Consider the following 22,043-nt stretch of genomic DNA (forward strand, 5'->3'; position numbering starts at 1 on the left):
TAAGCATATCGTAGAGATGTGGAGTTAACTGCGCAATAGGGTGGAGCAAGGCTTATTAAATAAATATTAATATTTGGACATAAATGAAAAATACCCTATTAAATCAATAAGTTAAAGTTTGTATTTTTATGGCGTCAAAAAATAAACAGCTGTTAACTGTCATTACTATGGCGCCATTTTTATACGCTTGGCGCCAGCTTTCAGGCTCCTTCTCGCGACTTTAATGTTTGCGGAGCTGCCTATTGCTCAACCTTTACAGGCACTTGGAGGCGTCAGCGAGCCTTGCAATACACTTTGTTACATAAGCAGAGACTACTTTTGTATTAATGCTAATGGCCACTGCGAGTAACTGATTCTAGTGTCCTGTATTCGAAACAAGTTTCTAACCTGAGCTATGCTTCTGTGGTCAGTCAGTGTTTGTAGTGATCATATGAACTCTCAGGACATCATGCTCAGTGAAGACGAACAAATAGAACTGAGTCGGCGTATAAGATCCGCCACGATCAGTCAGCGCGACGGTCGTCGGACGACGGTGATTTTACTGGCCGCTTGAGGTTGTTCGCGTAACGATATTGCCCAGTTGACCGGTCTCTCCGTTGTTTCAGTCACCCGCTGGTGCAAGCGTTTTCAATTGTTGCTGCGCTGCAGATCGGCTCCTTGCCCGGCGGCAAGGGCGAAACCCTGGAACAGATCCTCTCCTACGAGGACGAAATCAAACGCAGCGGCGCGCAACTGGTGGTCATGCCCGAAGCCTTGCTTGGTGGCTACCCCAAGGGCGAAGGTTTTGGTGCGCAACTGGGCTATCGGCTGCCTGAAGGTCGCGAAGCCTTTGCCCGCTACTTCGCTAACGCCATCAATGTGCCTGGCAGCGAAACCCAAGTGCTGGCTGGACTCTCGGCATCGCACCGATGCCAGCCTGGTAGTGGGGGTGATCAAGCGCAGTGGCAGCACGGGTGTGCGTTTTATCGCTGACTAAGCAGCCATTCCTCACGGGTCATTTCCCAGATATCCCGAGGAAAGTTACCTTCGACGAATCTGCCTTCGTCGCTTCTGATCAAGCGCATGCCGGTGCGCTCGGAAAGCCGCCGCGACGCCAGGTTAGGCGCGGCCTTGGGCACCCGCATCAGCGGGCGCTTGAGCACGTCGAACCAATACTCGGTCACTGCTGCACTGGCCTCGGCCATCAAACCCTGACCTTGCCAGTGCGGGCCCAACCAAAAACCACGGTTGTTGTCGACCTCATCCATCAGGCTGACGTTGCCAATCAACTGCTCAGGTGCGGTTTTAAGACGGATCGACCAATGCCATTCGCGACCCACAGCGATAGCGGGCAGGGCGACTTTTTCCAGGTAGGTTCGAGCACCATCGGCCGGGTAGGGCCAGGGCACCATGGCGTTGAGGTAGCGCACCACTTCCCAGTGAGGAAACTGCTGCTGGATACCCTCGGCATCGTCCAGGGTCAGGGGTTTGAGGATCAAGCGTTCGGTGTACAGCGTCGGTAGTACGTCCATGCAGTGGTGACCTCCTTGTTTACCAGGTAGCGGCCGCGTTCGGCAGGTCGAGGGTGCCGCGATCGACAAAGCGCATGGTCCCGAACAGCCCGCCCGCCAGCTTGCCCCGCAAGACGTAGGGCAGGTTGTTCAAACTCTGGGTCTGGCTCAGGCCCAAGGTCTGACGTAACACAGAAAACGCTGAAACACTCACCGGCACGGTCAGGACGGTCTCGGAAAAGCGTGGGATGGAACCCTGCTGATCACTGACCCCAGCTGCCAGCGGCCGGCCATTGACCTCCAGGTCCAGGGCCACGCCGTTGTAGTCGATGGCGGTTTCGTTGGGGTTCTGTACCCGCAGTTTCACCGCGAAGCGCACTTCCAGGTCCTGACTTTGCAACGGCTCGATACCCACTACATTGATGTTCACCGGGTCGCGATTGGGGAATAACGTGCAGGCGCTCAGGGTAAACAACAGCAGGGACAGGACAACGAGGTTGCGCATGACAAGGTGCTCCTATTTCGTGACGTCCGGATCCTGCATAACCTTGAGGGTCGACGACTCCGGATCAAATTCATCTTCTTGTAACGTTATGAACTCCTCGGGCAGGAAGATGTTCAGCAAGATAGCGCAGAACGCTCCGACGGTGATCGGCGACTCAAAGATGTTGTGCAGCGCCTTGGGCAGTTCGCGCAGCACTTCTGGCACTGCCGCGACGCCCAGGCCCATCCCCAGGGAGATGGCCACGATCAGCATATTGCGCCGATGCAGACCGGCCTCGGCGAGGATCTTGATACCGGCCACTGCTACCGTGCCGAACATGATCAGCGTCGCGCCGCCCAACACCGGTTTGGGCATCAATTGCAGCACCGCGCCAATCATCGGGAACAGCCCCAGCATTACCAGAAGGCCGGCAATGAAATACGCCACATAGCGGCTGGCCACGCCGGTCAACTGGATCACACCGTTGTTCTGCGCAAACGTCACCATTGGCAGGCTGTTGAAGGTGGCGGCCATCACCGAGTTGAGACCGTCGGCCAACAGCCCGGACTTGATGCGCTTGATATACAGCGGGCCCTTGACCGGCTGTTGGGAAATCATCGAGTTGGCGGTCAGGTCACCCGCTGCCTCGAGGGGCGAAATCAGGAAGATCACTGCTACCGGGATAAACGCTACCCAGTCGAAGGAAAAGCCGTACTTGAACGGCACCGGCACGCTGATTAGCGGCAGTTGGGGCAACGCTGCCAGGTCGACGCGCCCCATCCACCAGGCAACTACGAAGCCCAGGGTCAAGCCGATCACAATCGAGCCCAGGCGCAGGAACGGATTATTGAAACGGTTAAGCACCACGATGGTCAGCAACACCAGCGCCGCCAATCCCATATTACTGGCCGCCCCCAGGTCGCTGGCGCCAAAGCCACCGGCCATGTCGGTGACCGCCACCTTGATCAGCGACAGGCCCATCAGCGTAATGATGGTGCCGGTGACCACCGGGGTGATCAGTTTGCGCAACTTGCCGATGAACTGGCTAAGCACCACCTCGATAAAGGCCGCGAAGAAGCAAATACCAAAGATCGTCGAGAGGATTTCATCGGTGCCGCCACCTCGGGCCTTGACCATGAAGCCGGCGCTGAGGATCACGCTGATAAAGGAAAAACTGGTGCCTTGCAGACACAGCAACCCGGAACCCACCGGGCCGAAGCGTCGTGCCTGGACAAAGGTGCCCAGCCCCGAAACGAACAGCGCCATGCTCACCAGGTACGGTACCTCGCTTTCCAGGCCCAGTACGCCGCCGACAATCAGGGTCGGAGTAATGATGCCGACAAAACTGGCTAGCACATGCTGCAGCGCGGCAAACATTGCCGCGGTGAAGTGCGGCCGGTCTTCGAGGCCATAGATCAGGTCAGATTTATAGCGGGGGCGCGGGGCTTGAGCGTCAGACAAAATTCAGGCTCGGGTCAGAAAGTGGAGGCGCAGGATGCCAGAAAGCGTCAACTGTCAAAAGTGTGAAAATATATTTCTCCGCTAACTGCATAAAAAGCTCAAGCCTGCCGATACCTCTTATTAGGCCCACACACTAATGATAACAGTGGCGCCGAACGGTCATTGGTAGCGCGTTGACGCTCGATGGCCGTGTCGCGGCAAGGATGCGCGCAGCCATCACCTTCTGAGAGTCGTCCTATGTCCCTGCGTAATCTGAATATTGCACCTCGAGCCTTTCTCGGTTTTGCGTTCATTGCGTTGTTTGTCATTGTCCTGGGGGTGTTTGCGGTCAACCGCATGACTCTGATTCGCCAGATTTCGGTGGACATGGGGGCCAACCAACTGCCCAGCGTCGGCTTTCTCGGCAACATGACCGAAAGCGTCCTGCGCCTGCGGATCTTGTCATTTCGCGTATTGGTCAATCGCGAGCCCGCCGCGTTGCAGGAAGCTCAGACGCGCATTGGGGTGCTGCTGGATAAGCTCAGGCAGGCACAAACCGGCTACGCGGCGATGCCTGCCGGTTATGAAGAGGCGGCGCTGTACAAAACGTTCGTCACCACCCTGGATAACTACCTCAAGGCCCAGGCCGAGATGCTGGCACTGTCCCAGCAGAACAAGGTGGAAGAGATGCGCGCCCTGATCAACGGCAGGATCAAGGACGGCACCGACCAGATGGGCGAGCAGTTGAACAAATTGGTTGCCATCAATGTCGCCGACGCAAGGCAGGCTGGTGAAGATGCAGGCCAAAGCTATCGGGACGCCATCACTGGCATCATCGTGGTATCGGCTGCGGCGGCGCTGATGACCATACTGCTGGCTTGGCTGCTGACCCGTAGCATCGTCACCCCGTTGCGCAAAGCAGTGGAAGTTGCCGAAACCATCGCCGCTGGCAACCTGACCAAAGCCATTGAGGTCGACGGCAAGGACGAACCGGCCCGCCTGCTCGGCGCCTTGGCCTCCATGCAGACCAATCTGCGCCAGACCATCCAGCACATTGCGGGCTCTGCCACGCAACTGGCCTCCGCTGCCGAAGAACTCAGTGCCGTCACCGAAGAAGCCTCCAAGGGCTTGCAGCAGCAGAACAACGAAATTGACCAGGCCGCCACTGCGGTCAACGAAATGACCGCCGCCGTGGAAGAAGTGGCGCGCAACGCCGTATCCACCTCCGAGGCGTCGAGCCAGTCGAACCAGGCCGCGCGGGAAGGGCGTGATCGCGTGGTGGAAACCGTCGGCGCGATCCAGACCATGACCCAGGACGTGCAGAACACCTCAGTCATGATCGAAGGCCTGGCCACTCAAGGCCGTGATATTGGCAAGGTGTTGGATGTGATCCGCGCAATTGCCGAGCAGACCAACCTGCTGGCCCTCAACGCGGCGATTGAAGCGGCGCGGGCCGGTGAAGCAGGACGCGGCTTTGCCGTGGTAGCCGATGAAGTCCGGGCGCTGGCGCATCGCACTGCGCAGTCGACCCAGGAAATCGAAAAAATGGTCGCCGGTATCCAGAACGGCACCGGGGAAGCGGTGCAGTCCATGCAGCAAAGCAACCAGCGCACCCAAGAAACCCTGGTAATGGCCCGTGCTGCCGGGGTGGCTTTGGAGCAGATCACCCAGTCCATTAGCCTGATCAACGAACGCAACCTGGTGATCGCCAGCGCTTCGGAAGAACAGGCCCAGGTCTCCCGTGAAGTGGACCGCAACCTGGTGAATATTCGCGATCTTGCGACCCAATCGGCGGCGGGCGCCAACCAGACCAGCGCCGCCAGTCATGAACTGTCGAGGCTGGCGGTGGATTTGAGCGGGATGGTTGCAAGGTTTGTGATCTGACCTGATCTGTAACGTACGCAGGGTGAGTGTGGGCTGGGGGCATATCCGTTATTTTGGTTAGGGCGGATTAGGGTTACGCCCTTACGGCGTGTCACTTTGCAAAAGCGGCAAAGTAACCAAAGCGCTCTTGCCCCACCACTCGGTGCCTCGCTGTGGCTCGGCATGCCTTCACTCCGGCATTGCTCCGTGGGCCGCCGCGATGGGCCATCCTTGGCCCAGCGCGGCTAAACCGGCGTCCTGCCGGTTTACCCACGGATCAATGCCTGCGTTCAGCCATCGTGGTTAACGGGGCGCCTTAGATCAAGATCAAGATCAAAAGCACGGCGGCCTGGTAGCCGACCTGAGTGGTGAGAAGCAAGAGCGGATTCAACTGCCACCTGTAGGAGCTAGCTTGCTCGCGATGGTCGTTAACGATGACGCTGGCTTCCTGAATCACCGCGGCGCCCTCAGGTTCTTCGCGAGCAAGCTCGCTCCTACAGAAAAACGGGTGGCTCTTGATCTGCCTGCCCATAAAACCAGAGGCCGAACGCAGGTGTTGCGCAGTGGGTAAACCGGCAAGGGTGCCGCTTTTGCAAAGTGACACGCCGTAAGGGCGTAACCCTAAGCTGCCGTTACCGCAGCAACGGATATGTACTCTACCCAACTCCTTGATTTACTACGTATTGTGCCTGGTGTCAGTGTTTTCAAGCGGCTTCGTTAACCAGATTCTTCGGCCGCTCTCCCGCCAGCGCCGCCAGTAGGTTGTCCACCGCACATCGCGCCATTGCCTCCCGTGTTTCATGGGTGGCCGAGCCGATGTGTGGGGTGGCGACCACGTTGTTCAGGTGCAGCAGCGGCGAATCGTGGTTCAACGGTTCGCGCTCGAATACATCCAGCCCGGCAGCGCGGATCGTGCGTTGTTGCAGGGCTTCGATCAGCGCCGCTTCGTCCACCACTTTGCCGCGAGAGATGTTGATAAAGATTGTCTTCGGGCCCATCAGTGCGAACTCTTTAGCACCAATCAACCCCCGGGTTTCAGCGGTCAGCGGCAACGTCAGGCAAACAAAGTCGGCTTGTTCCAACAGCTGCGGCAGGCTGCGGTACTGCGCGCCGAAACGTTGCTCCACCAAGGGTTTTGGCGAGTGACTGTGGTAGATCACCGGCATGCCGAAACCGAAATGCCCACGCTGGGCCAAGGCTTCGCCGATGCGGCCCATACCGATGATGCCCAGGGTCTTGCCGTGCACGTCGCTGCCGAAATGCAGCGGGCCAATGTTCTGGTTCCAGTTGCCGGCGCGGACCATATTGGCCAGCTCCACCACCCGTCGGGCGGTGGCCAGGATCAGCGCGAAACCGGTGTCGGCGGTGGTTTCGGTGAGCACGTCAGGGGTATTGCTGAGCAGGATGCCGCGCTGGGTCAGATAGTTGATGTCGTAGTTGTCGACACCCACAGACACGCTGGCCACTGCCTCCAGGTGTGGCGCCAGGTCCAGCAACTTTGCGTCCAGGCGCAGACTGGCTCCCAGCAGGCCCTGGGCGCTGGGCAAGGCGTCGCGTAGCTGCGCCAGGCCGCCTTCGTCGAGTGATTCAATCAGCGTGACGTTTGCCTGTTCATGCAGGCGGGCCATCAGTGGCGCGGAGAGTTTTTTGTAGAGCACGACATGCTTTTTCATCAGGTTCTTACCTTCAATTCGAGGGGGCGCAAAGAAGCCGCCTGAGGCTGTTCACGGTCACTGGCACCGGGCTTGAGAAAAATCGTCAAGATCACCGACAGCATCAATGCGCCGCTCATCAGCAGGTACGAGGCGCCAGGGGAGCCGGTGCTGCTGTTGAGATAACCCACCAGATACGATCCGCCAAAGGAACCCAGCGCCCCCATGCTGTTGATCAGCGCCATGGCGCCGCCGGCAACGTTGGCCGGGAGGATTTCCGGGACGATGGCGAAAAACGGTCCATAAGGCGCGTACATGCAAGCCCCGGCGATCACCAGCAGCGTGTACGACCACCAGAAGTGCTCGGCGCCCAGGGCGTACGAGCCATAGAAGGCAATAGAGGCAATCAGCAGCGGCGGCCAGACAAAACGTTTACGTTTTTGCAGCTTGTCCGACGCCCAGGACACAGCCAGCATCGCGATCACTGCGGCCAGGTATGGCAAAGCCGACAGCCAGCCGGCCTCGACCATGTCCATCTGCAAACCGCTCTTGAGGATCGACGGTAGCCACAGCACAAAGCCGTAGACGCCAATACTCCAGCAAAAGAATTGCAGTGCCAGGATGATCACCTTCGGCGAGCGGAAGGCCTCGGCGTAGTTTTTCACTGCCTTCATCCCCACCTGTTCGGCGGCCAGGGCAGTTTCCAGGTCTTTTTTCTGTGCGTCGCTGAGCCACTTGGCATCGGCCGGGCGGTCGTCGGCCAGGCGCCACCAGATAAACGCCCAGAGCACCGCCGGCAAGCCTTCGATGATGAACATCCAGCGCCAGCTGTAATGCTGCACCAGGTAGCCCGACACCACCGACATCCAGAGCATGGTCACCGGGTTGCCGAGGATCAGAAAGGTATTGGCCCTGGAACGTTCGGCGCGGGTAAACCAATGGCACAGGTACACCAGCATCGCCGGCATCACGGCTGCTTCCACCACGCCGAGCATGAAGCGGATGGCGATCAGCATGTAGGCGTTGGAGACCACGCCGGTTAGCGTCGCTAGGCCACCCCAGAGGATCAGGCTGACAAAAATCAGCTTCTTGACGCTGTGTTTTTGCGCGTAGATCGCCCCTGGTACCTGGAAAAAAAAGTAACCGAGAAAGAACAGCGCACCCAGCAGCGACGACATGCCGGGGGTGATCATCAAGTCTTCGGCCATCCCGGAGGCTGCGGCAAAGCCATAGTTGGCGCGGTCCAGGTACGCCAGGCTGTAGGTGATAAAGACGATGGGCATGATGTACCACCAACGACGGGTGGCTAGTTTCAGCGTTTGCATGAGGGTGCTCCTGAGCTTGTTGTAGTTGTGGCAACAGGTAACTTGGGTGTTTTTGACTAACCGGCTTTTTGTGAAAGGGGCAGGTCAGCCCGCATCGGCAACCCCTCCATATCTCCTCGACTCTGCACGGCACGGCTGCCGATCCAGTTGCCGCGCTGTACGGCCTGGGCAAAGCTGAGGTTTTCCAGCAGGGCGCTGATCACGCCCACGGCAAAGCCATCGCCGGCGCCCACGGTGTCGATCACCTTGGCTACCGGTACGGCGGCGACAAATCCTTCGTCCAGTTGGGTGCGGTAATAGGCACCATCAGGCCCCAGCTTGATCACCACGGCTTCCACGCCTTGGTCCAGGTAGAACGCGGCGATGTCCGCCGGGTCTTCGAAACCGGTCAGCAGGCGGCCTTCACCGAGCCCCGGCAGCACCCAATCCGCCAGGCAGGCGAGGGCGTTGATTTCGCTGATCATGCGCTGCTCACTGGCCCACAGGGTCGGGCGCAAATTGGGGTCGAACGAGACGCTGCGCCCGGCCTCGCGCATTTGTGTCATCAATTGGCGGGACAGATCTCGGGTGGCATCCGACAGCGCTGGCGGGATACCGGTGGCGTGCAGATGACGCGCTTGCAGGAGTTCGGGACGGATCGCCGCCACCGACAAATGACTAGCCGCCGAACCACGGCGGAAATACTCCACCTGCGGATCAGCACCCGTGTCTTCCCGTGATTTGAGCTGAAAGCCCGTGGGGTGCAGCGGGTCAATCGCTACATGGCTGCAGTCCAGGCCTTCGTTCTGCAGGGTGTCCACCACGAAACGCCCAAGGGAGTCGTCGCCCACCCGGCTCAGCCAGGCCACGTTGAAACCCAGGCGTGACAGGCCAATGGCGACATTGCTGTCGGCTCCGGCGATGCGTTTGTGAAACTGGCCAACCTGGGCCAGGTCGCCGGTTTGCTCGGCGACAAACATCGCCATGGTTTCACCAAACGACAGAATATCGATCTCAGACATGAGCGTTCTCCAGGCGGGGCTGGCCAAGGACAGTAAGGGCAGCGACCTGTTGGGCGGTGACCTGTGTCAGGTCTTCGCCTTGCAGGGGAAATTCCACGGCCCGGGTAATACCTTGGGGCATGTGGCGCAGCAATTGTTCCCATAGATGCAGGTCTGCGGCGCCCGGCGGCAGTGCTACCAACTTGCCATCCGCGCGGCGGGCCACGGCCTTGCAGTGCAGGTAATCGACATGCCGACCCAACAGGCGGGCGGCCGTGGCGGCCGATTGGTCCTGCCATTGCCAGTTGCCGATATCAAAGGTCATTTTCACCGGCACGGCGAGCCGTTCGGCCTCGTTGAAAAAGCGCTGCATTGGCTCGATACGTCCGCCGTGCAGGGTCTGGTCATTTTCCACCAGCAAGCGAACAGGGTGACGGTTGAGCAGGGCCGCCAGGCTTTGCAGGTCGTTGGTATCGGTGAAATAACCGAGGGAGACTTTCAGCCAGCGAGCCCCGAAGGCCTGTGCGCGGTCGAGAGTGGCAGCCAGTTCGGCGTTGGGCTGCGCGCGGCCGGCGACCCAAAGCTCCAGTGGCGAGGAAAATACGCATTCCAGACCTTGGTCTGCGGCAGTTTGCGTCAGCTCGGCCGGTTGCTCGGTGGTCAGTAACTCTTCTCGCCATTCGATACGTTGTGCGCCGGCATCCGCCAACACCTGGACAAAACTCAGTTGGCCACGCTGGCGGACGACGTCCGCGCCGTAGCTGGAGAGGCTGATGGAAACGGGGTATTTGTGCATTATTATTGACCTCTGAAACCGGTTTCATTTTTTGACAAAAGTTAAATTTTGGAGCCCTGCATTCCGCGATAGGGTCCTGTCAGTCGATCTCTTTGGTGACTGATACACTGCCATCGCGGGCAAGCCCGGCTCCCACAGAGAGTTGCGGCGTTTTGAAGAGTGAGCGGGTTGACCCGCGGACAATCAGTTGCGGCAGGAAATCCAGGGTTCGCGCCGGCGAATCGTCACCACGCAAGCGCTTGAGCAGGCAGTCAAACGCACTGGCACCAATGGCCTCGGTGGGCTGGGCAAGGGCGGTGATGCCACTGCCTACCAGCGGGTACCAGTCCAGGTCATCCAGGGCAATCAGGCCGATATCGGTGAACAGAGTGCAGCCCAGTTCCTGCAGCGCTCGCGTGCAGGCCAGGGCGGCAATGCCGTTGGCGCAGAACAGCGCCTTGGGACCGTTTTGAGGATTCATCAGGAAGCTTTGCAGCTGACTGTTCAAGTGCGCATCAATTTCCAGCACGGCGCCGCGCAGGCTTGTGCGCTGGTTGATCTGGGCCTTGAAGCTGTCCAGGCGTTCAACCCGTGAGCTGGTGCCATCTGCCGCTTCGCTGACCAGCAGCAGGTCACGATAGCCTTGCTGCTCCAAGTGTTCGACAGCCATGCGCACGGCAATCGGGTTATCCAGCCCCACCAGGTCGCTGTGCAGTGGCTCGACCTTGCGATCCACCAGCACCAGGGGCATTTCCCGCTGCAGCTCCAGCAATTGGTCGAGGTGATGGCCGAGGGTGTTCACGATCAGGCCTTCGATATTGTACGAGCGCAGCGCAGCCAGATGCTGGCGCTCCTGCTCGTCATCACGGTCGGTGTTGCACACCACCAGGCTGTAGCCATGCTTGCGGCAGGCAGTTTCCACACCATGCATCACGGCAATCGAATAAGGGTTGCGGATATCGGCCACCAGCATGCCGATCAGGCGGGTGCGCCCACGTTTCAGGCCACGGGCCATCTGGTTGGGGCGGTAGCCCAACTCATCAATGGCTTGTTCGATGCGCAAGGCAATGGCGTCGGACAGCAATGTGCGGTCATCGCCGATAAAGCGCGATACGCTGGCTTTGGACACACCGGCGCGCTCGGCCACGTCAAGCATGGTTACACGGCGGCGCTGGGCGGCGGAAAAGGTTGTCACAGTGGCGGGCCTTTCTTATTGGATTTATGGGGTGTCAGTACTGAATCACAGCACTGAAACCGGTTTCAGGAAACACCAGACGCGCAAATTCGTCAAGCGATTGTCGAACAAGGCAGCGTGGAAGCAGGGAGGGCAAAACCGACGAGTGGCGGGCCTTACCTGTTAGTTTTGACAGTATCGAAAGGAGAAATTTAGGCATTTAATTCTTCCCAAACCTTGTGAAGGAAGGAAGCCAAAATGTATCGCTCTGACGCGTCTGCCTCCCACATCACCGTTCTGTCTCGCAGGGCCGAAGGGATTAACATGCACGGAGACTTTGCGGAGATCGTCGGCGTTGACCCAACCGATGCCGAAGGGTTGATTCCACTCGCTATCTCATTGCAACCGTTGGAGTGTCGTATTCCCCAATGGATACCCGGGCCGTCACCGGGCAGGGTCGAGACCCTCAAGCTGTGGTGGAGAATTCAGGGCATTGACGTTGAGGCTGACTCTGAGCCTTTTCCCGGTCCGCTGAGTCCTGCGGACTTTCCTTATTCACTGTATGTGCCAGTGGATTACATGAGGGAGATCGATGCAGTAGTACAAATCTACTTCACGATTGTGGATGAGACCGGTTTCTCTACTCCCTCGCTTCCCCTTACGTTGACGGTGGACAACAACCCACCCAGATTTCAAGACCCGGATGACAAGGCGCAGTTCGTTGATCCGGGTATCGAGGCGACAGGCATCACCGAAGAGGTGCTAGCAAACAATCCCTTTATCGAAGTCCTTGTCCCTGATTTCATTGGTCGAGCCGGGCGTGACCGTGTTGGCTACTATCTTGATGACAATGCCCCACCAGTTCCCGCGATACAGAAAGGTATTCAAGAGTTCACTTTTATTGATGAACCCCTGGTTCTGAGGATACCTGCGGACGATTTCCGTTCACTGCCAAACGGTACGGCTCACCTGCAATACCGCCTTTATGATCGCGCCGGCAATTTCTCCGGGTTCAGCGCGCCATTGTCTTTTCAGGTCAGTTTGATTGCGGGCCCGAGCAATCTACCCGCTCCTCAAATACGTCCTCCGGCCTATAACGATTTTCTCATCAAGCGTGACGATGCGCGGGCGATCGTCGCGGCTGTCATCCCGAATCAATACGATGGATTTGCACCGGGAGACCGTGTCGTGATGCGTTGGGACGGTCGCGACGTGCTTCCACCGCAGATCATTACCGGCTTTCCGTTTACGGTATTGATACCCTGGGACACTCTGCGTGGCCCGACTCCCTTGGTTCGCGAACTGGTGGAAGTGAGGTACGCCATTCAACGCACTGGTCGCCCGGATGTTCCTTCACCGTCTGGTTTTTTCTGGGTTGACTTGACGATCGCCGGGCAAGACCACGCGCTTGCGCCAGCGAGGCTCAACCAGACATTGTCACGAGTGGACGTTTTCGGTTTAGGCTCCGGATTGCACAACGAACTTGATTTGCGGGATCGCGACTTGGGCGCGCAGGTGTGGGTGCGGCTATATGTCGGCCCTGTTGCTGGAGAGCGATTGGAGCTCTATTGGAGCGGCGCAGGGCCGGTTGCGCATTATGACGTTCAGCCAGGTGATGTATTCGACCAGCCAGTCAGATTTACCGATGTGCCCGGCAGTGTCATTGTTGCCGGAGGCAACCACCCGCAACTTCCAGTCTTTTACATCACCAGTAATGGTGTGAATGAACAAGATGCTCGGAACACGCTGGTCAATGTTCATGTTGAGCCGTTGGTGCGTCTGAATCCCCCCGTGATACAACACAGCCTGCATGGCGGGGCCAATTATCTTACTTGTGATTCTATTCCGGCTATTTGTCATGGTGTGATTTGGTGGGTGCGCCCTGACCCTATTTTTCAATTAAATGACATCATTCAATTTATTTGGCAAGGCTACTCCAAGAACAACTGGGAGGACCCCATTGACGACACGGACTTTTCATTTTCTCTCCCGCTTGACGCCGACCACCTGAACGCTGGTGTATATATAACGGTTCTGCCTTGGGACACGAAAATAGAACCTATGCGCAGTTTTGCTTCAGCAACTTCTGGTTATTCACTAGTGCGCAACGGAGCTCTCGTTGGAGAGTCAACGCCAGGCCGCGTCAGAATAGACCGCAAGTTTTCCGGCTCCGGAAAAGTTTGCCAGCCAGGCGATGAAGGGTTTTGCGATAACGTGCAGGGTGATTGTTCGGGTAACCATTGATAAATAAAAAACATGGTACGTAACACGTTAAGGCGTGCTTGCTTTTTTGATAGGTGATAATTCCAATCGCCATGAAGGCTTCTGTAAGGCGAAGTGCGTATTGGCTAGGGGCGTGCGCGTGTGTGCATTAATCGGTAAGGCGAACTACTTAACAATAGCGAGTGAATAATCGATGAAAAACATCAATCGTACCAAGATAAAGTCAGGCGCGGACATACAGGCGGTGCCTATCACTTTAGATGATCCTGTTATCGATGGTCTGGTGGATGACGTCAACTATCCGGGCCTGATTTTCCGCGATAAGGCAGACGCTCTTTTTTTGGAGGTGAATATTCCTACCTCTAGCTGGGTTCCGACACCCACCAATCCAGGTAGGCCAGATGTTCTGGACACGTACCTTGACGATATCGGGGATTTTCAGAGCGGCCTCATCCTTAGCGAGGCGGTTTTTTTCCCTGGCATTATTCCAGCCTCCTATGCAACAAGAGTCCCGCTAAGGTTGCTGACAGAGGGGAACCACCATTTCAGTTACAAAATCACCTCGGGCGGGCTAGGGGGGAATGAGTCAGGCTCACCCCAGGTGCCGCTGGTTGTCGACCGTACGGCACCTTACGACAGCATTCCCGATGGCCCGCGTATGTTAACGCTGCCAGCGGGTTGGCCGGGGAGCCTCACAGAGGTGTTCATGGCTTCCCACGACGCTGCCGGTGGTGTTCCGTTTGGAATCCCTGATTATGCGGCAGAGGGTGCAGACCCAGGTGACAGGTGGCGTCTATTTGACGGCGAGTCCGACGTCCCTGTTGCAGAAGGCCCGGCGTTTCCCGATAGGGTCGTGCGCTATAGCAGAGCGCTGGCCGAGGTGTCGGACGGGTCAAAAAAACTGCAGTACCGCCTGGTTGATGTCGCGGGCAATATCAGTGAGCGCTCGTTCGAGTTGCCAATATCTGTCGCGCTCAACCCAGCCCCAACGCTTGCTCCGGCGGGCGTCAGGGATGCCGTGTCACTGACTGGCATTGGCGACCGGCTGATCGATCGTGCAGACACCGCGGTGTCCTCCGGGATGTTTGTGATCATCCCTGACTATGATGAGGACCGTGCAATAGATCAGTTTCATGTCCGCCTGACCACCACTCATGGCATACGTGAACTGGGCCCTTACCCTTTGGGTGGCTCTCAACTGCCCTATAATTTTCATGTGGATTTCCCAACGCTTTTAGCGTTGTACGGGACCAGCACCGGTAAGCTCAACCTGGCAGTGGAGTACGCAGTGAACCGCCACGAGGTGCTTAACTGGGTACCGAGAGCCACCAATATCGAACTGGAGTTAGAGGTGGGTGGCCCGACAAACCCCCATGATCCCGACCCGATCAATATCACCCTGCTGTTACCCGTCCTGACAGGGCGAGGTTCAGGCAAGGTAAATGAGCTTGATGATGACGATAATGGGCTGGATGCGGATGTCGAGGTGACGTTGTGGAGTGCTACACCACTTCCGTCAGCCCGCGCATTCGATATCGTTCTGTACTACATGAACGAACAGGTCGATAGAAAACCTGTGGACCCTACCACCGCGATGCCGGGTGACACGGTCGCCATGACGGTACCGTGGCCCTATATCCAGCGGCACTCCAACGGGTTGATTCCGCTGCGTTACGAAATTGCGGTCGCCTCCACCCACAACCGAACCTCATCGCCGCCCCAGGATATCAACGTTAATGCCAACGTGACTGCCTTCCTGGCGCCCAGCGTCACAGGAGCCTTGCCCGCCGTACCCGGACCACCACCATTACCTGGGGAAATACGTTGCGGGGCGTTACTAGTGCCGGCGAGAAACGCCCGTGTGTTTGTGCCGCCCCATCCTTTGCTGACGCAGGGCATGATCGTCACGGTGAACTGGACCGGCTGCAGCGATGATGCCGGTGCGATGCCAATTGCGGGGGCCACCGGGACGTTTCCTTATGGCCCTATTTCGTTCCAGGAGGCGCAAATCGGCTTCACGGTGTCCGTCGGGCCTTATGCGACCTACATCAAGCCCATCAATCTGGCTAACCATAGTAGGGGCTCTGTGCACATCACCTATACCGTACCAATCATTGGTCCTTCTCCTGTCGTCTCGGGCGAGGCCGTTCTATTGGTTCGTGGTGTCGTAGCGGGTCCTGCCTATTGCGATGGCTCGCCTTGGCCGACGTAAAAAACGCTATGTGCAAAGGAAAAGAGGAGCGTAAAGCTCCTCTTTTTTATCAGCCCTACCTCTTTCGTCCATTCGTTCAGTCATTACGTGCAGATAAGTCCTACATACCCATTCTCCCTCCGTCCCTAATCTTCGGCCCGTCGAGGCCTGGTCCCATCTCGCTGGGTGCCGGTCAATTCGTTCCTTTGGGAAGTCTATGTACGGGTATGCATGCAATGAGTATCAACGCACTTTTTAAAAAACATCCGCTGGCAATCGCGCTTCAGGTGCCTGTAGTCAGTTTCCTGATGTTGACTACGCCACTGGTGGAGGCTCGCTCCGAGCTCCATCCAGGCATGGAACGCACCATCGACCAAGGCCATAGGGAGGACGACTGGGTCATCGGAGAGAACGCTCACTTGACCTCCAACGGCGCCACGCTGAGGCAGTCCAAGGTCACGGCTGGCAAACTGACCCTTAATACGGGCACCACCGCGCAGGACATTCATGCCGCGCGGGGTTCGCAAGTCACTCTGAACGGCACGACAGTCGTGGCGAGAAGCTCGGCTGCATCTGCTATCAACCTGCAAGGCAGTCAAGCTGATATTCATGGTAGTACGATCACTCACACCAACGGCATAGGCATTTCTGCTGCGCGTAACTTCCTCACCAATGATGGCTCTACTGTCAATGTCTTCGACAGCATCATCAAAGGATCTACCCGAGGGGCGTTTGCCACAGCGTTCAGCCAGCTCAACTTCACCGACTCGCAGGTTATCGGTACCGACGAGGATGGTGTTGGCATATTGCTGTGGGGCGCCGAAGCCAACGTAATCAACAGCCATATCATAGGCGGCGAAAATGGCGTACGCCTGAGTTATGAAAGTGAGGATCTGAATACCAGCACCCTGGTGCTGGACCGCACCAGTGTTGAAGGTCGTAACGGCGCCGCTCTGCTGGTTGAAGGTGACGCCTATGGAAGCACTGAGGCGAACATTCAGGTACACAATGGTTCGACCCTGACCGGCGGCAACGGCAATATTCTGGAAGTCATCGGTGGTTCCACTGCCAATATGAACGTCGACAACAGCTCGCTGGTGGGCGACGTTGTGGTTGAAGAGGGCAGTACCGCCAAGCTGCAGCTCAACAACGGCTCCTGGCTGACCGGGCAACTGAAGAATGTTGCGGAGCTGAGCGTCAACGAGGCTTCTCATTGGGTGCTGGTAGGCAACAGTGAAGTAGGCGACCTGAAAATGGGCGGCGGTACCGTGCACTTCGGCGGGGCGGATGAGTTTTATCAACTGGACGTCAAAAGCCTGTCCGGTGAAGGCACTTACATCATGCACACCGACTTCTCCAACGGCCAAACCGACTTCCTCAACGTCGAAGGCCAGGCCGAAGGCCGCCACAGCCTACTGCTGGCCGCCACCGGCTCGGAGTTGTCCAACGCCCAACCTGTTCACGTGGTTCACACCGAAGGTGGCGCTGGCAAGTTCTCCCTGGTCGGCGGCACCGTTGACGTGGGTGCCTTTGCCTATGGGCTGAAACAGGAAGGCACCGACTGGTTCCTCGACCCGACCCGCAAGGGCACCAGCACCAGCGCCCACTCGGTACTAGCCTTGTTTAACACCGCACCCACCGTGTTGTACGGAGAAATGACCAACTTGCGTACCCGCATGGGCGAGTTGCGCTTCAGCGACGGCAAGAGCAACGGCCTGTGGATGCGCAGCTACGGCAACAAATATGACGTGGCGGCCAACAAGAATGGCGCGGGCTACTCGCAAACCCAGAAGGGCTTCACCATCGGTGCCGATGCTCCATTGTCCGGCGGTGACGGCCAATGGCTGGCCGGTGTGATGGCCGGTCACAGTACCTCTGACCTGAGCCTGACCCGTGGCAGTAGCGGCGAGGTCAAGAGCTACTACGTCGGTACATATGCCACCTGGATTGATGCCGAAAGTGGCCTGTACTTCGACGGTGTGGTCAAGCTCAACCGCTTGCACACTGACAACAACGTGACCATGAGCGATGGCAAGAAAGCCAAGGGCAACTACGCGCAAAACGCCGTGGGTGCTTCTGCAGAGTTCGGTCGCCACATCAAGCTGGCCGATGATTTCTTCGTTGAGCCCTATGCGCAGTTGGCGACGGTAATCACTCAGGCCCAGAGCTATGACCTGGACAACGGTCTGCACGCCAAAGGCGATCGCTCAAGTTCAGTGATTGGCAAGGTGGGTGTGACGGCGGGCAAGAATATCCAGTTGGACAGCGGCAGTGTGTTGCAGCCGTATCTGCGTACCGCGTTGGCCCATGAGTTCGACCAGAGCAACAAGGTGTTCATCAACGGCCAGAGCTTCAACAACGACCTCTCGGGTTCGCGGGTTGAGCTGGCTGCGGGTATGGCGGTATCAATGTCGAAAAACCTCAAGCTGCATGCCGACTTCGAGCACAGCAAAGGCAAGGCCATCGACCAGCCGTGGGGTGTCAACGTCGGTATTCGTTACGACTTCTAAAATACTCAGCTAAATAAAAAAGGAAGCTTCGGCTTCCTTTTTTGTGGGTGTGAGTTGGCTTACACCAGCACACTCAGGCCAGTAGAACCGAGCAGCCTCAACTGAACAACCCCGCCGCGATATTGATCGAGAAGCCCAGGATCGCCGTATTGAACAGAAACCCGATCAACGATTGCCCTAACACCACCTTGCGCATACTGCGGGTGGCCACGCCAACGTCGGAAGTCTGCACCGCCACGCCGATAGTGAAAGAGAAATACAGAAAGTCCCAGTAATTGGGGTTTATCGGGCCTTCGGCAAAACGCAACGCCGGTTCCTTGCCCTCACAGGTGTAATACAGCCGTGCGTAGTGAACGCTGAAGATCACGCCGATCAGCAACCACGACCCGATCACCGTTAGACCGGTAAAACCGTAATGCAGCAGGCGTGCAGTGGTGTCCAGGTCCTTGCTGCCCGCCAGCCCGAAGGCGATGGTCGCCAGGCTCGCGATGGCCGCAATGCAGACCATGAACAGCACCAGCCCGGCGTTTTCATCCTCGACCTCGGCAATGCGCTTCACATCCTCGGCCTTGGCACGGATCGTTAGCCACAGCATCAGCACCAGATAAGTCCAGACGCCGGCGTTCCAGCCCATAAGGATTTTGCTGAGGATTGAATCTGTGGGAGCCAGGATGCCAACCGCCAGGCCCAGGACGGCGGCGGAGGAAAGGCGAGGGTGGGTGCGGGCGAGGAAGGGCATGGTGCTCACAAATTCGGGATTTATGAGCACCATAGCAGGAGAGCCAGCTTCAAGCTTCAAGCTGTAAGGGGGCTGGCGATTTCTTGCGGCTTGAAGCTTATGGCTTGTCGCTGCGCTTGCGCACCAACCTCATCACCACCACAAAGAACACCGGCACAAACACCACCGCCAGCGTCGCCGTGATCATCCCGCCAATCACACCCGTACCAATCGCCTGCTGGCTTGCCGAACTGGCGCCGGTGGCGATGGCCAATGGCACCACGCCGAGGATGAACGCCAGGGACGTCATGATGATCGGCCGCAGACGCAGACGCGCGGCCTTGAGGGTGGCGTCGATCAGGTCTTCGCCCTGGTCGTACAGGTCCTTGGCGAACTCGATGATCAGAATCGCGTTTTTCGCCGACAGACCGATGATGGTGATAAGCCCGACCTTGAAGAACACGTCATTGGGCATCTCGCGCAAGCTCACCGCCAACACGGCACCGAGCACACCCAACGGCACCACCAGCAGCACCGAAGTCGGAATCGACCAGCTTTCATACAGCGCTGCTAGGCACAGGAACACAATCAGCAACGACAGGCCCAGCAACAGTGGTGCCTGGGAACTGGACAACCGTTCCTGCAACGACAACCCAGTCCATTCCTGGCCCAGGCCGGCCGGTAATTGGCTCACCAACCGCTGGATTTCCTCCATGGCCTCGCCGGTACTGTGCCCAGGCGACGCTTCGCCGGAAATGGCAATGGCCGGGTAGCCGTTGTAACGGGTCAACTGCGCCGGCCCCTGAATCCAGCGGGCCTCGACGAAGGCCGACAGCGGCACCATCTTCCCGGCGTTGTTGCGCACATGGATCTTCATCAAGTCAGCCACCTGGCTGCGCTGATCGCCTTCGGCTTGCACCACCACCCGCTGCATGCGGCCCTGGTTGGGGAAGTCGTTGATATAGGCCGAACCGATGGCCGAAGACAGGATATTGCCCACATCGGCAAAGGAAACCCCCAGCGCATTGGCCTGCTTGCGGTCTACTTCCAGTTGTACCTGAGGCGCTTCGGCCAGGGCGCTTTCGCGCACATTGGCCAGGATCGGGCTTTTCTCTGCGGCGGCCAGCAACTCGGTACGCGCCTCCATCAGTGCGGCATGGCCGACACCGCCACGGTCCTGCAAACGGAACTCAAAACCACTTGAGGTGCCCAGGCCATCCACCGGCGGCGGCAGGATCGAATAGGCAATCGCATCCTTGAGCTCGGTAAAGGCCATGGTCGCGCGGTCGGCAATAGCGGCGGCGGAATCGTCGCTGCTGCGCTCAGACCAGTCCTTCAACGTGGTAAACGCCAGCGCCGCGTTCTGCCCGGAGCCGGAGAAGCTGAAGCCCATGATCATCGTCGTGTCGCCGACACCCGGCTCATTGGCGTTGTGCGCCTCGATCTGCTCGGCCACCTGCACCGTGCGGTTCTTGCTGGCACCCGGCGGCAACTGGATATCGGTGATGGTGTAGCCCTGGTCTTCCACCGGGAGGAAGGAGGAGGGCAGGCGACTGAACAACAGTCCCAGACCCACCAGCAGCACCAGGTAAATCAACAGATAACGCCCTGTGCGCTTGACGGCATAGGCCACCCAACCTTCATAGCGGTCGGTCAGTTGTTCAAAACGCTTATTGAACCAGCCGAAGAAGCCGCCCTTGGCATGGTGGTCGCCCTTGGCAATCGGCTTGAGCAAGGTGGCGCACAGAGCCGGGGTCAAGGTCAGGGCCAGAAACGCCGAGAACAGGATAGAGGTGGCCATGGACAGCGAGAACTGCTGGTAAATGACGCCCACGGAGCCTGGCATGAACGCCATTGGCAGGAACACCGCCACCAGCACCAGGGTGATACCGACAATCGCGCCGGTAATCTGGCCCATGGCCTTGCGCGTCGCCTCCTTGGGTGACAGGCCTTCGGTGACCATGATCCGCTCGACGTTCTCCACCACCACAATGGCATCGTCCACCAGGATGCCGATGGCCAGCACCATGCCAAACATGGTCAGGACGTTGATCGAGAAGCCCAGCAACAACATGGTGGCGAAGGTGCCCATCAGCGCAATTGGCACCACCAGCGTCGGGATCAGGGTGTAGCGGATGTTTTGCAGGAACAGGAACATCACCGCAAACACCAGCAACATCGCTTCGCCCAAGGTGTAGACCACCTTGGTGATGGACACTTTGACAAATGGCGAGGTGTCGTAGGGAATCTTGTATTCCACATTGGCCGGGAAGTAGCGCGACAGCTCATCCATCTTCGCCCGCACCAGGGTCGCGGTGCTCAGGGCATTGGCCCCTGGCGACAACTGCACGCTGACGGCGGTGGAGGGCTTGCCGTTCAGGCGCGTGGAGAACTGATATTCCTGGCTGCCGATTTCGACCCGCGCTACATCGCCGATGCGCACGGTGGAGCCGTCCGGATTGGCCTTGAGGACAATGTCGGCAAATTCGGCAGGCGTCGACAACTGGCCCTTGACCAGGATCGATGCGGTAATTTCCTGGGTTGCAGGGCCTGGCAAATCGCCGATGCTGCCCGCCGATACCTGGGCGTTTTGCGCGGTAATCGCAGCGTTGACATCAGCAGGCGTCAGGTTGAAGCCGATCAGCTTCTGCGGGTCGATCCAGATGCGCATGGCACGCTCGGCGCCATATAACTGGGCCTTGCCGACGCCGTCCAGGCGCTTGAGTTCGTTCATTACGTTGCGTGCGAGGTAATCGCTGAGCGCCACGTCATCAAGCTTGCCGTCGCTGGAGGTCAGGGTCACCAGCAACAGGAAACCGGCGGAGACTTTCTCCACCTGCAAGCCTTGCTGGGTGACCGCCTGCGGCAGGCGAGGCTCTACGGCCTTGAGCCGGTTTTGCACATCCACCTGGGCCATTTCCGGGTCGGTGCCCGGCTGGAAGGTAGCGGTGATGGTGGCAGTGCCCAGGCTGCTCTGGGATTCGAAATACAGCAAGTGATCAGCGCCGTTAAGCTCCTGCTCGATCAGGCTGACCACGCTTTCATCCAGGGTCTGGGCGGACGCGCCTGGGTACACCGCGTAGATTTCGACTTGCGGTGGCGCGACGTTGGGGTACTGGGCCACCGGCAACTGCGGGATGGCGAGGGCGCCGGCCAGCAGGATAAACAGCGCGACCACCCAGGCGAAGATCGGGCGATCAATAAAGAACTGTGGCATT

Annotated in this window: 14 protein-coding genes and 3 pseudogenes; 7 read left to right on the forward strand and 10 right to left on the reverse strand. The window is 58.2% G+C overall.

Annotated elements, in window-relative coordinates; translation table 11 throughout:
* Nucleotides 1-430 precede the first annotated feature (430 nt).
* Together ACZRJ6_RS21555 and ACZRJ6_RS21560 are read left to right on the forward strand one after the other, a co-directional pair.
* Nucleotides 431-638: pseudogene (locus tag ACZRJ6_RS21555) on the forward strand (IS630 family transposase); the annotation flags it as partial.
* Nucleotides 616-952 (forward strand): annotated as a pseudogene (locus ACZRJ6_RS21560) (nitrilase-related carbon-nitrogen hydrolase); the annotation flags it as partial. The pseudogenes ACZRJ6_RS21555 and ACZRJ6_RS21560, both read left to right, overlap by 23 nt.
* Nucleotides 953-962: 10 nt before the next feature.
* Here the strand turns inward: ACZRJ6_RS21560 and ACZRJ6_RS21565 are convergent.
* From ACZRJ6_RS21565 to ACZRJ6_RS21575, 3 genes are read right to left on the reverse strand one after another with little or no spacing between them, the layout of a single operon-like run.
* A complete protein-coding gene (locus tag ACZRJ6_RS21565) occupies nt 963-1,511 on the reverse strand; it encodes a GNAT family N-acetyltransferase (RefSeq protein ID WP_463970005.1) in 549 nt (182 codons plus the stop codon).
* Nucleotides 1,512-1,530: 19 nt separating this feature from the next.
* Nucleotides 1,531-1,995, reverse strand: a complete 465-nt coding sequence (locus ACZRJ6_RS21570) for an LEA/WHy family protein (protein WP_463970006.1) — start codon at nt 1,993-1,995, stop codon at nt 1,531-1,533.
* Nucleotides 1,996-2,007: 12 nt separating this feature from the next.
* Nucleotides 2,008-3,435, reverse strand: coding sequence for a nucleobase:cation symporter-2 family protein (locus ACZRJ6_RS21575; RefSeq protein ID WP_463970007.1), 1,428 nt, complete (start codon nt 3,433-3,435; stop codon nt 2,008-2,010).
* Nucleotides 3,436-3,672: 237 nt separating this feature from the next.
* On the opposite strand from ACZRJ6_RS21575, the gene ACZRJ6_RS21580 reads away from it, so the two are divergent.
* Together ACZRJ6_RS21580 and ACZRJ6_RS21585 are read left to right on the forward strand one after the other, a co-directional pair.
* Nucleotides 3,673-5,298 carry a methyl-accepting chemotaxis protein gene (locus ACZRJ6_RS21580; protein WP_463970008.1) on the forward strand — a complete coding sequence of 542 codons (1,626 nt, stop codon included), beginning with the start codon at nt 3,673-3,675 and terminating at the stop codon, nt 5,296-5,298.
* Nucleotides 5,299-5,698: 400 nt separating this feature from the next.
* Nucleotides 5,699-5,803: pseudogene (locus ACZRJ6_RS21585) on the forward strand (outer membrane lipoprotein carrier protein LolA); the annotation flags it as partial.
* A gap of 178 nt (nt 5,804-5,981) precedes the next feature.
* Here the strand turns inward: ACZRJ6_RS21585 and ACZRJ6_RS21590 are convergent.
* The 5 genes from ACZRJ6_RS21590 to ACZRJ6_RS21610 all read right to left on the reverse strand — a co-directional run bounded on the left by ACZRJ6_RS21590 (nt 5,982) and on the right by ACZRJ6_RS21610 (nt 11,204).
* Complete coding sequence (locus tag ACZRJ6_RS21590) at nt 5,982-6,950, reverse strand: 2-hydroxyacid dehydrogenase (RefSeq protein ID WP_463970009.1); 969 nt, start codon at nt 6,948-6,950, stop codon at nt 5,982-5,984.
* Nucleotides 6,950-8,254: an MFS transporter gene (locus tag ACZRJ6_RS21595; protein WP_463970010.1), complete on the reverse strand. Its 1,305-nt coding sequence runs from the start codon at nt 8,252-8,254 to the stop codon at nt 6,950-6,952. Before ACZRJ6_RS21595 ends, ACZRJ6_RS21590 begins: the two co-directional genes overlap by 1 nt.
* A 56-nt stretch (nt 8,255-8,310) precedes the next feature.
* Nucleotides 8,311-9,255: a sugar kinase gene (locus ACZRJ6_RS21600; RefSeq protein WP_463970011.1), complete on the reverse strand. Its 945-nt coding sequence runs from the start codon at nt 9,253-9,255 to the stop codon at nt 8,311-8,313.
* Complete coding sequence (locus ACZRJ6_RS21605) at nt 9,248-10,030, reverse strand: sugar phosphate isomerase/epimerase family protein (RefSeq protein WP_463970012.1); 783 nt, start codon at nt 10,028-10,030, stop codon at nt 9,248-9,250. Before ACZRJ6_RS21605 ends, ACZRJ6_RS21600 begins: the two co-directional genes overlap by 8 nt.
* Nucleotides 10,031-10,109: 79 nt before the next feature.
* The gene (locus tag ACZRJ6_RS21610) at nt 10,110-11,204 is read right to left on the reverse strand and encodes a LacI family DNA-binding transcriptional regulator (RefSeq protein ID WP_463970013.1); all 1,095 of its coding nucleotides are present in this window, start codon (nt 11,202-11,204) and stop codon (nt 10,110-10,112) included.
* A gap of 237 nt (nt 11,205-11,441) precedes the next feature.
* On the opposite strand from ACZRJ6_RS21610, the gene ACZRJ6_RS21615 reads away from it, so the two are divergent.
* From ACZRJ6_RS21615 to ACZRJ6_RS21625, 3 genes are all read left to right on the forward strand, one after another.
* A complete protein-coding gene (locus tag ACZRJ6_RS21615) occupies nt 11,442-13,427 on the forward strand; it encodes a hypothetical protein (RefSeq protein ID WP_463970014.1) in 1,986 nt (661 codons plus the stop codon).
* 172 nt (nt 13,428-13,599) lie between these two features.
* Complete coding sequence (locus tag ACZRJ6_RS21620) at nt 13,600-15,618, forward strand: hypothetical protein (protein ID WP_463970015.1); 2,019 nt, start codon at nt 13,600-13,602, stop codon at nt 15,616-15,618.
* 215 nt (nt 15,619-15,833) lie between these two features.
* Complete coding sequence (locus ACZRJ6_RS21625; protein ID WP_463970016.1) at nt 15,834-18,107, forward strand: autotransporter outer membrane beta-barrel domain-containing protein; 2,274 nt, start codon at nt 15,834-15,836, stop codon at nt 18,105-18,107.
* Nucleotides 18,108-18,204: 97 nt separating this feature from the next.
* Here the strand turns inward: ACZRJ6_RS21625 and ACZRJ6_RS21630 are convergent, their stop codons facing one another.
* Nucleotides 18,205-18,846: a DUF1345 domain-containing protein gene (locus tag ACZRJ6_RS21630; RefSeq protein ID WP_463970017.1), complete on the reverse strand. Its 642-nt coding sequence runs from the start codon at nt 18,844-18,846 to the stop codon at nt 18,205-18,207.
* A gap of 97 nt (nt 18,847-18,943) precedes the next feature.
* Nucleotides 18,944-22,042 carry a multidrug efflux RND transporter permease subunit gene (locus tag ACZRJ6_RS21635; RefSeq protein ID WP_463970018.1) on the reverse strand — a complete coding sequence of 1,033 codons (3,099 nt, stop codon included), beginning with the start codon at nt 22,040-22,042 and terminating at the stop codon, nt 18,944-18,946.
* Nucleotide 22,043 lies beyond the last annotated feature (1 nt).

The organism is Pseudomonas sp. C321 (genome assembly GCF_055407105.1).